This is a genomic window from Streptosporangium sp. NPDC002544 (assembly GCF_040295965.1).
Taxonomy (GTDB): domain Bacteria; phylum Actinomycetota; class Actinomycetes; order Streptosporangiales; family Streptosporangiaceae; genus Streptosporangium.
This window is the reverse complement of record NZ_JBEOWJ010000001.1, coordinates 517,232-530,042: the sequence shown is the minus strand read 5'-3', so window position 1 is coordinate 530,042 and position 12,811 is coordinate 517,232. Positions and strand designations below refer to the sequence as shown.

At 71.0% G+C, this 12,811-nt stretch carries 10 protein-coding genes; 7 read left to right on the top strand and 3 right to left on the bottom strand.

From position 1 onward, the window contains the following. Positions 1-129 precede the first annotated feature (129 nt). A complete protein-coding gene (locus ABT061_RS02455; RefSeq protein WP_350911807.1) occupies positions 130-1,335 on the bottom strand; it encodes an ROK family protein in 1,206 nt (401 codons plus the stop codon). A gap of 214 nt (positions 1,336-1,549) precedes the next feature. On the opposite strand from ABT061_RS02455, the gene ABT061_RS02450 reads away from it, so the two are divergent. Genes ABT061_RS02450 through ABT061_RS02440 form a run of 3 tightly spaced genes read left to right on the top strand, consistent with a single transcriptional unit; the run spans position 1,550 to position 5,155 of the window. Continuing rightward, positions 1,550-3,244 (top strand): extracellular solute-binding protein, encoded by a 1,695-nt coding sequence (locus ABT061_RS02450; RefSeq protein ID WP_350911805.1) that lies wholly within the window; start codon positions 1,550-1,552, stop codon positions 3,242-3,244. Next, on the top strand, positions 3,237-4,259 hold the full coding sequence (locus ABT061_RS02445) for an ABC transporter permease (protein WP_350911803.1): 1,023 nt from the start codon (positions 3,237-3,239) through the stop codon (positions 4,257-4,259). Before ABT061_RS02450 ends, ABT061_RS02445 begins: the two co-directional genes overlap by 8 nt. Further along, a complete protein-coding gene (locus ABT061_RS02440) occupies positions 4,256-5,155 on the top strand; it encodes a carbohydrate ABC transporter permease (RefSeq protein WP_350911801.1) in 900 nt (299 codons plus the stop codon). The genes ABT061_RS02445 and ABT061_RS02440 overlap by 4 nt, the downstream gene beginning before the upstream one ends. Positions 5,156-5,195: 40 nt before the next feature. Here ABT061_RS02440 and ABT061_RS02435 read toward each other — a convergent pair whose 3' ends face one another. Continuing rightward, entirely contained in the window at positions 5,196-8,210 is a 3,015-nt protein-coding gene (locus ABT061_RS02435; RefSeq protein ID WP_350911799.1) for an AfsR/SARP family transcriptional regulator, read from the bottom strand. Positions 8,211-8,344: 134 nt separating this feature from the next. On the opposite strand from ABT061_RS02435, the gene ABT061_RS02430 reads away from it, so the two are divergent. From ABT061_RS02430 to ABT061_RS02415, 4 genes are all read left to right on the top strand, one after another. Further along, on the top strand, positions 8,345-8,521 hold the full coding sequence (locus ABT061_RS02430; protein ID WP_350911797.1) for a hypothetical protein: 177 nt from the start codon (positions 8,345-8,347) through the stop codon (positions 8,519-8,521). Positions 8,522-8,591: 70 nt separating this feature from the next. Then, positions 8,592-9,128, top strand: coding sequence for a TlpA disulfide reductase family protein (locus ABT061_RS02425; protein WP_350911795.1), 537 nt, complete (start codon positions 8,592-8,594; stop codon positions 9,126-9,128). After that, positions 9,125-10,966 carry an ABC transporter ATP-binding protein gene (locus ABT061_RS02420; RefSeq protein ID WP_350911793.1) on the top strand — a complete coding sequence of 614 codons (1,842 nt, stop codon included), beginning with the start codon at positions 9,125-9,127 and terminating at the stop codon, positions 10,964-10,966. Before ABT061_RS02425 ends, ABT061_RS02420 begins: the two co-directional genes overlap by 4 nt. Continuing rightward, complete coding sequence (locus ABT061_RS02415) at positions 10,963-11,442, top strand: S26 family signal peptidase (protein ID WP_350911791.1); 480 nt, start codon at positions 10,963-10,965, stop codon at positions 11,440-11,442. The genes ABT061_RS02420 and ABT061_RS02415 overlap by 4 nt, the downstream gene beginning before the upstream one ends. Before the next feature lie 91 nt (positions 11,443-11,533). On the opposite strand, the gene ABT061_RS02410 is transcribed toward ABT061_RS02415, so the two are convergent. Beyond that, the gene (locus ABT061_RS02410) at positions 11,534-12,580 is read right to left on the bottom strand and encodes a GRAS family protein (protein WP_350911789.1); all 1,047 of its coding nucleotides are present in this window, start codon (positions 12,578-12,580) and stop codon (positions 11,534-11,536) included. Positions 12,581-12,811: the final 231 nt, after the last annotated feature.

Below are 12,811 nucleotides of genomic sequence, written 5' to 3'. Positions count from 1 at the left end.
TGTCCTGGAAAAACGCCTCTGTCGAAGCGCTTCGATAATCGGTCCGGGAAAACTCCGGTCGTCACCCGTGCGTTACGCGCGTGTTTCGAGCGGAGCTTCCCTGAAGGGTGCACTCCCGTGCGGCCCAGGTCAAGAGATCCGCGGCAAACGGCCCGAATCCACCGAGTCGAGCACTCGCGCGGCACCACCCAGCGCCCCCGCGCCGTAACCGAGCGTGGAGGCGACGACCCGGCAGCCCCCGGCGTCCGGCGCGATCACGCGCCCCCGCGTCTCGGTCTCCACCGCGGGCAGCAGCCACGGCGCGAGCGGCACGTAGTAACCGCCCAGGATGACCACCTCGGGGTTGAGCAGGTTGGCCAGCACCGCCACGCCCTTGCCGAGGTTGCGGCCCACGGTGTCGAGGACCCCGAGCGTGCGCGGGTCACCCCCGCGGGCCAGCCGCACCACCTCGTCGAGTTCGAGCTCGACCTCGGCGGGCGAGATCGTGGCGTGCTCCAGCACGGCGCCGATCCCGGCGACGGCCTCCAGGCAGCCCAGACGCCCGCACCGGCACTCGGCGCCGAGCGGGTCGAGCTGGATGTGGCCGATCTCACCGCCGTACCCCTGGCCTCCCCTGCGCAGCCGGCCGTCGAGGATGATCCCGGCCCCGACCCCGATCTCGCCGGTGAGGTAGACCAGGTTGGCCGTTCCGGCATGCGGGCCGAAGCGGTGCTCGGCCAGGGCCGCCAGGTTGGCGTCGTTGTCGACCTGGACCGGGAAGCCCGGGTCACGCAGGGCCTTGGTGAGGTCGCCGCAGAGGTCGGCGTCGCGCCAGCCGAGGTTGGGCGCGATGCGCACGGTGCCGTCGGTGCCGATCAGTCCGGGCACGCCCACGGTCAGCCCCAGGACCTGGCGCTCCTGCTTGGTCATCCGGTTCACCACCCGGCGGACGATCCCGGCGACGGTGGCCATCGCCTGCCCCGCCGTGCCGGCGGCGCCGGGGAAGGACCTCCGCCAGGACAGCAGTTTCTCCCCCGACAGGTCCACCGCGACCGCGGTGACGTAGTCGACGTTGACCTCGATGCCGATCGCCGCGTACGGCGAGCCGTCGAGTACCAGCATCGTGGCGGGGCGGCCGACCCGGTTCTCCGTCAGGCCGGTCTCCCTGACCAGGCGACGGTCGATCAGATCGGCGACCAGGCTCGACACGGTCGCCTTGTTCAACCCGGTGGACGCCGCGATGTCGGCCCGCGAGCACGGCGCGTGCTCGCGCACGAACCTCAGCACGACGGCGAGGTTGGTGGCCCGCACGTCGGCGAAATCGGCCGGACGCGGGTCAGTCGTAGATGTGATCAAGGTGAGTCCCGCTCCCGCTCGGCCAGGCTGGCCCCATCATGCCCCATCGTTCACCAATCTGTGACCGCCCCCCCGGCGGCCCGCGATCGGCGGTCCCTTGTGGCGACGGTCACCCTCGACTAATTTGTTTGGTCGAAAGACGAACTAATTCTACCCCGGAGCCATGCTCCACGACACCCCCCGATCCGTCTCGAACCAATGAAGGGAGCGCCCCGTGAAAGATCTTCCCCAGGGCGCGATGACCAGCCGCCGAGGCTTCCTCGGCCTGGTGGGGCTCAGCGCGGCCGCGGTCGCCGGCGGCGGCCTGCTGGCCGCGTGTTCCGCGCCCAGCGGCCCCCGGCCGGGCAGCGGCGGCGCCACGGCCGCCGCGGCGGACAAGCTGACGTCCCTCACCCCCACCTACACCGCCTTCCCCGGCGTCAAGCCCGACCTTCCCGGCACGGTCTCCACGCTGCCCGGAGTTCCCGACGTCAGCGGCGGCTTCACCTCCTACCCGGCCGCCCCCACCGCGGCGCTCACCCAGAAGGCCGGCAAGGGCGGCACCTACAAGGCCATGACCCCGCTCTGGGGCCCGCCGCCGCCCGGTCTGGCGAGCAACTCCTACTTCCAGGCGGTCAACGCCGACATCGGCGCCACCGTGGAGTTCCAGATCACCGACGGTAACGTCTACGGCGACAAGGCGATCGCCAGGCTCGCCGCGGGGGACATCCCGGAGATCATGGTCATCCCGAGCTGGGAGATCGACAAGATGGCGGACTTCAACACCGCCGTCGACAAGGCGTTCGAGGACCTCACCCCCTACCTGCAGGGCGACAAGGTCGCGCCCTACCCGCTGCTGGCCAACCTGCCGACCGCCGCCTGGCAGTGGTCGGTCTGGAACGACAAGCTCATGGCGGTGCCGTTCCCGACCGAGCCGTACCCCTTCGCGCTGCTCTACCGCAAGGACCTGTTCGACAAGAACGGCTGGAACGCCAACCCCAAGACCGCCGACGAGCTGTTCCAGCTCGGCAAGGAGATCACCGACCCCAAGGCCAAGCGCTGGGCGTTCGGCAGCATCCACGAGGTGATGTGGCCGACCTTCCGGATCCCGCAGGACTGGCGGTACGAGAGCGGCAAGCTCGTCCACAAGTACGAGACCCCCGAGTTCGAGCTGATGCTGGAGTTCATGCGGAAGGTCTTCAAGGAGGAGCTGGTCCACCCGAACGTGGTCAGCAGCAAGGGCGCCAACGAGAAGGACCTGATCGGGGCCGGGCAGATCCTCGTCTACCGCGACGGCCTGGGCGGCTGGAAGGAGCTGCTCCAGCAGCACCGGGGCAAGAACCCCGACTTCAGCCTGGGTGCCTTCCCGCTCTTCGCCCACGACGGCGGCACGCCGATCATGTACCACAACACCGCGGCGGGCATCTTCACCTTCGTCAAGAAGGGGCTGCCCAAGGAGCAGGTGGAGGAGATCCTCGCCATCCTCAACTGGTGCGCGGCGCCGTACGGGACCAAGGAGTACGAGCTCGCCAACTTCGGCGTGGAGGGCAAGCACTTCACCCGGGGCGCGAACGGCATCCCGGAGGCGAACGACCTCGGCCGCAAGGAGGTCGCCTACACCTACGGCTTCCTCGGCGGGCGCCCGCTCTATGTGGACTGGCCCTACCCCGACGCGGTCAAGCTCAACGTGGATTGGCAGAACGCGTCCTTCCCCTACATCGAGAAGGGTCCCTTCGACGGGATCAGGATCCAGCGGCCGTCGAAGTACTCCGGGCTGCAGGTGCCCACCGAGGACAAGTTCACCGACATCATGCGCGGCCGTCGCCCGGTGAGCGACGCCAAGCAGATCGCCAACGAGTGGCGGCGGGACGGCGGGGACGAGGCCCGCGACTTCTACCTGAAGGTCCTGCGGGACAACGGCCGTGCTTAGCGACCACGCGAAGACCGGGCCGGCGGGTGACCTGACCTCACCCGCCGGCACCGGCACCTCCAAGGATGTCCGTAAAAGGGGCTCGAGGACAAGGCGGGCGCGCCCGCAACCCTTCGGATCACGACTGAAACGTGACTGGCAGCTGCTGCTGATGGCGCTGCCGGCGATCGGGCTGCTCATCGTGTTCCACTATGTCCCGCTGCTCGGCAACGTGATCGCGTTCCAGGACTACTCGCCGTACGTGGGCATCGCGGACAGCCCGTGGGTGGGGTTCGCCAACTTCCAGTGGCTGATGTTCGACGAGAGCTTCTGGGACGCGACGCTCAACACCCTGACGATCACCGCGTTCCAGCTGGTCTTCTACTTCCCGGTGCCGATCCTGCTGGCCGTGCTGCTGGACAGCGTGGTACGGCCCCGGCTGCGCCTGTTCATCCAGGGCATCGTCTACATGCCGCACTTCTTCTCGTGGGTGCTGGTGGTCACGCTGTTCCAGCAGATGTTCGGCGGCGCCGGCCTGCTCTCGCAGACGCTCAGGGACCACGGCTACAGCGGCATCGATCTCATGACGAATCCGGACACGTTCATCGTGCTGGTCACCGCGGAGACGGTCTGGAAGGACGCCGGCTGGGGAACGATCATCTTCCTGGCCGCGCTGGCGGCCATCAACCAGAACCTCTACGAGGCCGCCGCCGTCGACGGCGCGAGCCGCTGGCGGCGGCTCTGGCACATCACCCTGCCCGGCCTGCGCCCGGTCATCGTGCTGCTGCTGATCCTGCGCCTCGGCGAGGCGCTGAACGTCGGCTTCGAGCAGTTCTTCCTGCAGCGCGACGCGGTCGGCAGGGACGCCGCCGAGGTGCTGGACACCTTCGTGTACTGGCGCACGCTGCTCACCGGCGAGTGGAGCTACGGCGCCGCGGCCGGTCTGGTGAAGGGCCTGGTGGGACTGGTGCTGATCCTGGTGGCCAACAAGGTCGCCCACCGATTCGGCGAGCAGGGAATCTACAAACGATCATGACGACTCTTCCCCCCTGGGCCGAGCGGCCCAGCCGCGTCGGCGCGCTCCTCAAGGGGCTCCTGCTGACGCTCATCGTGGTGGGCGTGCTGTTCCCGATCTACATGGTCGTGCTGACCAGCCTGTCCACCCAGGAGGCGGTGACCGAGGCCGGCGGCCTGGTCACCGTGCCGAGCGGGCTCTCCTTCGCCGCGTACCAGGAGCTGTTCGCAGGCGGCGTGGTGACCCGGTCGGTCCTGGTCAGCCTCGGCGTGACCCTGGTCGGCACCGCGATCAGCCTGACCGTCACCGTGCTGGCCGCCTACGGACTGTCCCGGCCCGGCTCGCTGCTGCACCGGCCGATGCTCTTCCTGATCCTGCTGACCTTCCTGTTCGGCCCCGGGCTGATCCCCAACTACCTGCTGGTCAGCTCGCTGGGGCTGATCGACACCTACTGGTCGCTGATCCTGCCCGGCGCGGTCACCGCGTTCAACCTGGTGGTGATGCGGGCGTTCTTCATGAACATCCCGGATGAGGTGACCGACAGTGCCCGCATCGACGGCGCGAATGAGTTCCGCATCCTGCGCACCATCGTGCTGCCCATGTCCAAGGGCGTCACGGCGGTCATCGGCCTGTTCTACGCGGTCGGCTACTGGAACTCGTTCTTCAACGCCGTCCTCTACCTCAACGACAACGCCAAGTGGCCACTGCAGGTGGTGCTCCGGCAGTACGTCCTCCAGGGCCAGTCCCTGATCGTCGGCCAGAGCGGCGTCGGCACCCTCCCCGGCCAGAGCCTGCCGCCGAGCCTGGCCATCCAGATGGCCATCGTCGTCATCGCCCTGCTGCCGGTGCTCTTCGTCTACCCGTTCGTCCAGCGCCACTTCACCAAGGGGGTCATCATCGGCGCCATCAAGGGGTAGCGGCGCGGTGTGCCGGGGCCGCCCCTGTGACCCGATGGACTCACCGGCCGTCCGCCGGATCCCCGAGCGACCGCGACAGCGCGTCCAGGCGGGCGACCTCGGCCTCGTTGTCCAGCTGCCGGTACTCCCGGCGGGCCTCCGCCAGGGTGCGGCGGGCGGCCGCGAGGTCGCCGCTGCGCGCGTAGACCTCGCCGAGCGCCCCGAGGGTGCGCGCCCTGCCGTAGGCGTTCTGCAGCCGCTCCCACAGGGCCGCGGCGGCGAGCAGGCGGGCGACGCTCTGCCCGTGCCGTCCCTCCTCGCTCTCCAGCAGGCCGAGCCCGTGCAGCGCGACCGCCTGGCCGTGCTCGTAGTGGCAGGCGGAGCTGGCGGCCAGCCCCCGCTCCAGCGTCCGGCGGGCGTCGGGGTGGCCGCGGTCGGCGTAGAGCTGCCCGAGATGGGCGAGCATCTGCGCCTCCATCAGGGGGTCGGCGGAGGAGCGGGCCCTCTCCACGGCTCGGCGGAGCTGTTCGGCGCCCTCGTCGAACCGGCCGAGCCGCTTGCAGATCATGCCGAGCAGGGCGCGCACCACGCACTCGTCGCGCGGGCTGGCCAGTTCCTCGACGATCACCATGGCCTGCCGGGCATGGCCGAGCGCCTCGTCGTAGCGCCCCCGCTCGCTGTCGATGCTGCTGAACTGCTGCAGCACGTGGAGCTCGCCGAGCGGGTAGCCGCAGCTCCGGGCGATCTCGACGCTCTCCTGGAGCCGGGACAGGGCCCGCTCGTAGTCCCCCCGCAACCGGTACGTGTCGCCGCAGAGGTACAGCGCGTCCGCCGCACCGCGCGGCTCACCGAGCTCGCGGAAGATCCGGAGGGACGCGTCAGCCCACTCGATCTTGTCGTCGAGCACCGCTCCGGACTTACCGGAGTGCAGATCGGCCAGGTTGCGCAAGATGACCGCCTCGCCCCGGCGGTCGCCGGCCACCCGGCAGGCGGCCAGCGCCAGCCGATGCGTGCGGATCCCCTCGGAGGCGTCGCGCAGCTCGTAGAAGGTCTGGGCGGCGGCGGCCAGTCCCCACGCGTACCCCGTCTCCCCCATCGCGGCCGACTGCCGCACCAGGGCGGCGAGCGCCTGCCGTTCCACCTCGAACCAGGCGAACGGGTCGCTCACCACGCTCTCGGCCGCGGCAGGACGCCAGCGGGGCACGGCGGAGCGCAACGCCGCCACGGTACGCGCGGGAAGCAGCTCGTCGGCCCTCTCGGCGAGCAGCAGCCACCCACCGAACACCCGGGACAGGGCCGCCCCCCGGGTGTCCGCGTCGTCCTCCCGCTCCGCGCGGTGCCGGGCGAAGATCCGGATCAGGTCGTGCAGCCGGAACCGCGGCCGCCCCCCGAGGTCGGGGCCGACCTCGTCGACGAGGCGCGCGTCCACCAGGGAGAGCAACCAGTCATCCGCGACCCGCTCCGGCGCACCGGTCAGCGCGGCGGCGGTCCAGGCCGGGAAATCAGGGACGTCGAGCAGCCCGAGCAGCCGGAACAACCGGCGCTGCGGCCGGTCCAGGCCCGCGTAGGAGGTGCCGATGGCGGCCCGCACATCGAGGTCGCCGGCCCGCAGCCGGTCGAGCCGCGACGTCTCGTCACGGAGTTCCTCCGCGACGGCGGACAGCCGCCATCCCGGTCGCGTCGCCGCGCGCGCCCCGGCGATCCGCACGGCCAGCGGCAGCTGACCGCACAGCCCGACGATCTCCAGCGCGGCGCCGGGCTCCTCCCGGGCCCGTCCGGCCGTCACGATCCTGGCGAACAGATCGAGGGCCGCACCGGGCTCCAGTACGTCGAGATCCGCGAAGTGGGCGGACTCCAGGCCGAGCAGCCGCTTGCGGCTGGTCACCAGCACCGCGCAGCCGCCCGCCCCCGGCTGGACCGCTCTGACCTGGGCCTCTGCCTCGGCGTTGTCGGCGAGCACCAGGACCCGCCGGTCCGCGAGCAGGCTGCGGTAGAGCTGGATCCGCTCGGTGAGCGGTTCGGGGACGGCGGGGCCGGGCACCCCGAGGGCACGCAGGAACTGCCCCAGCACCGCGCCGGGCGTGGTCTGGCCGGTGAAGTCGGCGTACAACTGGCCGTCGGGGTAGTTCTTCCTGAGCCGGTGCGCCAGCTGGACGGCCAGCGTGGTCTTCCCCACCCCCGCGCGGCCGGAGATCGCGATCGTGCGGAGCGCCCCGCTGTCGTCCGCGGCCAGCACCGCCGTCCAGTGCTCGATCTCCTTCTCCCGGCCGGTGAAGTCGGGCAGGCAGGGCGGGGTCTGCGCCGGGATCCGCCCCTGCCACACCGGGCGGCGCTCGTCGAGCAGGACCTGCTGGTGCACCCCGCACAGCTCGGGTCCGGGGTCGACGCCGAGGTCCTCCCGCAGCAGCCGCCGGTGGTCGGCGAAGAACTTGAGCGCCTCCGGGCGCCTTCCCGCCAGGTGCAGGGCCCGGATGAGCAGGACGGCGAGGTCCTCCCGGTACGGGTGCTCCGCCACCAGGCTCATGAGCTCCTGTACGAGCTCCTCCGGCCGTCCCCGTTCGAGATCGCCCTCCATCCGCCAGACGAGCGCCGCCAGCCTGCGCTCGTCGAGCCCGCCGGCGTAGGCGGCCACCGAGGGCGTCACCGGCACGTCCGCCAGCACCGGCCCGCGCCAGAGCGAGAGCGCCCGGCGCACCAGCGGGGAGGCCCCATCCGGGTCACCCCGCGCGCGCAGCCGGATCCCCTCGTCGCAGAGATCCTCGAAACAGGTCGCGTCGACGGCGTCGCGCTCGACGTTCAGCCGGTAACCGCCGTGGCGGGACTGGATGACCTCTGCCCCGCGGTCGTCCAGCAGCCGCCGCAGCGACATGACGTAGCCGCGCACCAGCGTCCGGCACGAGGCGGGAGGCTCCTCCCCCCACAGCTCGTGGACCAGGTGGTCCACCGACACGTTCTGCCCGGCCCGTACGAGCAGCGCGGCCAGCACGCCGCGGACCTTGCTCCCGCCGGGTGACACCCAGCGGTCGCCGTCCCACACCTCCAGAGGCCCTAGGCAGCGGAACCTCGTCGATGTCAACCGATCTCCACTCAGCCGCGGCCTGAACAGAATCTCTACGCCATTTCTACGGCATTTCTACGGCGTAGGCCAATGATTCCAGTGACCACCAAAGATCGGATCTGCGTTTCCGGAACGCACAGAAAGGAAGAGCTATGGTGCGATCGATCAGCGCCCTGGCCGACCGGCTGCTGAGCCGGCTGGTCCCCGCCGGGCACGCGGACGCCGCGTCCTGCTACTACCAGCAATGTGGCGCCCGGCACTCCAGGTACTGCTGCTACTACCCCGACGACGGCGTGACCGTCTGCGGCAGCTGCGTCTACCGGCCCTAACCCGGATTTCGCTCCCGCCGGCCGGTACTCCCGCCGGCCGGCGGGCCACCAGTGGAGAGGAACGAACACGATGCCCTATCTGACCGCCGCCGTCGTCATGCTGGGCGTGCTCTGCGGGCTGAACCTCATGCTGCTGCTCGCGGTGGTCCGGAGACTGAAGGAACACGCCCGCACGCTGGCCGGGCTGTCCGGGGCGGGCGACGCGCGCCTGCCCGAGGCCGGATCGGCGGTCGGGCACTTCGACGCGCTGAGCACCGACGGCGAGGCGGTGTCCCGCCACGCGCTCGAACCGGGCACCCTCGTCGGTTTCTTCTCACCCGGCTGCGGGCCGTGCACGGAGAACCTGCCGAAGTTCACGGCGTACGCCGCGGCGCTGCCCGGTGGCCGGGGCCGGGTACTCGCGGTGATCGCCGGCACCGACGACTCCGAGGACATGCAGGTCGCGCTGGCCCGGGTCTCCCGGGTGGTCGTGGAGGCGCACGGGGGGCCGGTGGCCGCCGCCTTCGGGGTGAGCGCCTTTCCCACGTTCTGCGTCCTGGACGGCGAGAGCGTCATCACCGCGGCGGGATTCGACCTCTCGGCGCTGCCGAACCCGGTCACGGCATGACGGCACGGGGGGAGGACCGGCGGTCGCGGCTGGGGGAGCTCGGCGCGGCGCTGCGCCTGGGGTGGCAGGCAGCGCCCCGGCTGCTGCTGGGGTACACGGCGCTCACCGTGGTCACCGCGGCCGCGCCGGTCGCGACCGCCTGGTTGACCAAGGTCGTGCTGGACGGGCTGACCGGCGAGAACGACCGCGTCATGACCGCGGCGATCATCCTGGTCGCCGTCGGGGCGCTGACGCTCGCGATACCGCACGCGCGCCGTTACCTCCGGGCGGAGCTGGGCCGCTCGATCGCGCTCCGCACCCAGGACCGGCTGTACACGACGGTGAACGGCTTCACCGGGCTGTCGCGGTTCGAGGATCCCGCCTTCCTGGACCGGTTGCGCCTGGCGGAGCAGGCCGCCCGGCACACGCCGGGCCAGATCGTCGAGGGCACGCTCGGCATCGCCCAGAGCGTGATCACGGTGCTTGGCTTCGTCGCCTCGCTCGCGGTGATCAGCCCGATCATCACCGTGGCCGTGCTGGGCGCCGCCGTGCCCACGCTGATCGCGGAGATCTCCCTCAGCCGCCGCCGTGCCCGGCTGATGTGGAACATCAGCCCCGTCGAACGCAGGGAGATCTTCTACGGCCGGCTGCTCGGCGACGTGCAGGCGGCCAAGGAGATCCGGCTCTTCGGGCTCGGCGACTTCCTCCGCGGGCGGATGCGGGCCGAGCGGGTGCGCGCGAACGGGCAGCACCGGCGACTGGACCGCCGCGAGCTGATCACGCAGGCGGCGCTGAGCCTGGTGAGCGCGGGCACGGCGGGGGCCGGGCTGGTCATGGCGATCGGTACGGCGCTGAACGGCTCGGGCACCGCGGGGGACATCTCCATGTTCGTGGTGGCGGTGGCCTCCGTGCAGGCGTCGCTGACCTCCCTGGCCGAGCAGGCGGCCTACACCCACCAGGAGCTGCTGATGTTCGGCCACTACCTGGCCGTCGAGCGGCTGGAGCCCGACCTACCGCCGCCGGCCCGGCCCCGACGGCTCCCCCCGGCCGGTGACATCGAACTGCGTGATGTCTGGTTCCGTTACAGCGAGGACCATCCGTGGATCCTGCGCGGGGTGGACCTGACCATTCCCCACGGGTCGACCGTGGCCCTGGTCGGCCTGAACGGGGCGGGGAAGAGCACGCTGGTGAAACTCCTATGCCGTTTCTACGAGCCGACATCCGGCTCGATTCACTGGGGCGGGATCGATCTGCGGGACGTACCCGCCGTCGATCTCAGGAAACGGCTGGGAGTGGTCTTCCAGGACTACATGTCCTACGACTTCACCGCCGCGGAGAACATCGGGCTCGGCGACCTGACCGCGATCGAGGATCGGGAGCGGATCGTGGCCGCCGCGGAGCGGGCGGGTGTCGACGACATCGTGCGGCGGCTGCCGCACGGGTACGACACCATGCTGAGCCGCACCTTCTTCATGGAGGCGGACAGGGACGACCCGGTCACCGGGGTGGTCCTGTCCGGCGGGCAGTGGCAGCGCCTGGCACTGGCCCGGGCGCTGCTCCGGGACGACTGCGACATGATGATCCTCGACGAGCCGAGTGCAGGGCTGGACGCCCAGGCCGAACACGAGATCCACCGCCGGCTGCGGCTGCTGCGGGCGGGCCGGACGAGCCTGCTCATCTCCCACCGGCTCGGCGCGGTTCGCGACGCGGACCTGATCGTGGTGCTGGAGGACGGGCGGATCGCCGAGCGGGGCGACCACCACGAGCTGTACCGGGCGGACGGCCCGTACGCACGGCTGTTCCGTCTCCAGGCGGACGGCTACCGGGACGAGGTCGCCGTCATCGGGGCGGAGCCGTGACCGGGCCGCTCCTGGGCGTCCTCGCCGCGGCGGTCCTGGCGGGCCTGCTCTGGACCCGGCGACGCTTCCTCGTGGTGACGGTACACGGGGTGAGCATGGAACCCACCTACCGGGAGGGCGAGCGGCTCCTGATCCGCCGGGCGTCCCTGGCCGCGGTCCGCCCGGGGCAGGTCGTGGTGATGGCGGATCCGGTGCCCCCCGGGCAGTGGATCATCAAGCGCGCGGCCGCCGTGCCCGGCGACCCGGTGCCCGGGGAGGTGGCGGCTGCCGCACGGGCCGCCCCCGGCGCACGGGTCCCGGCGGGCTGCCTGGTGCTGCTGGGTGACAACCCGGCCGCCAGCGTCGACTCCCGGAGGTTCGGTTACTTCTCCGGGGGGTGGCTGCTCGGTGTGGTGTCCCGCCGCCTGGGCGCCCAGGAGCGGGTCACGGACCAGGTCGTCACCGGCCGCGGACGCCGGTCGGGATCGCCGCCGTGACCGGATCCCGGCCCGTAGCCAGGCCCGGCAGTAGGCCGCACATCGCCCGCGACCGGCACGGACCTGCCGGCCCGTGCCGGTCGGCCATCACCTACCCGTGCGCCGGCACCGCGTGGATGACGGACAGGAGCGACTCGCCGTCGAATCCGATGCGCACACTGTCCGGATCCTGGCGGACGAAAGCGGGAGGGATCGGTTCCGACACTGACTCCGCGGGCGTGGGCATCGGCCGGAAACCGGCCTCGCGCAGTCGCGCGAGCCATGTCTCGGTCGGCTCGTGACGTTCGTAGCGCTCCTCGTCGTCCGCCGTGCCGACGATGTCGACCACCTCACGCCGGAAGAACAGCTTCATCGCGTTACGGTCGGCGACCGAGACGTCCAGCGCGTCTATCAGCTGGAAGACGGCGTGGAAGTGCCGCCACGAGTTGTGGAACCGCTCGGGCAGGGCCACCCGATGATGATCGGAGTCCGGCTCGCACAGTACTACGCCGTCCGGCTCCGCATCGCGCAGTTTCGCCAGGAACGTGTTCCTCTCGTCGGTGCCGGACGCGGTGTCCCGCAGGTGGTGCAGCGCGAATGCGGCGTTCACCACCAGCGGGCGTGGTGCTCGGCGCACCAGCTCCCAGTCCTCGTCGGTCATGTGCTCGGCGAAGCGGGGCACCTGATGGAAGTCCAGCGGGACACGAGTGTCGCGGATGGATCGTTCGGCCTGGTGGAGGCTGCCCACTGCGGGGTCCACCCCGATCACCGTCAGCCGCCCGGGTGCCTGGCCGCGACTCGCGAGCGCGGCGAGCACCGCCGCCTCCTGGCCTCCCGAGCCGATGCCCACCGACATCAGGGTGGCCGTGTCCCGCCCGGCGAGGTGACCGGCGAGCAGCGCACCGCCGATACGACCGGCCAGAATCACCACCGGCAGGTGTTCGGCCACCAGGTCGAACAACTCGATTTGCGGCCGCTCGAAACGGCACAGATACAGATTGTCCCGCTCATCCTGGCGAGTGCCGAGCCGACGGGCCAAGGCGTCGTGGTAGAGCAGATAGAGGAAGTCATCGCCCACTTTCTCGGGGGCGATCAGGCCGCGTAGCTTGTCCAGCCAGCGCCGGGCGGTGTCAGTGCGGCCCGCGTCCGTTTCTTCCACGGCGCGGCACAGCATGTCAAATGCATGAACACTCACGTTGGTCCTCTTTACTTCTGTGCATGACGGCTGCCCGGTGGCATGGGCCGCGAGTGTCTTTTCCGCCGCACTCCGGAAGGGGGCCAGGCCGCGGTACGCGTCCGCTGCGCTGCCAGGCACGTTCGGGGAGCAGGGCACGGCCGGTAAAGCCGGTCGTCTGACGGCTCGGGCGCCCATTTGGGTTCATGGTCGGAG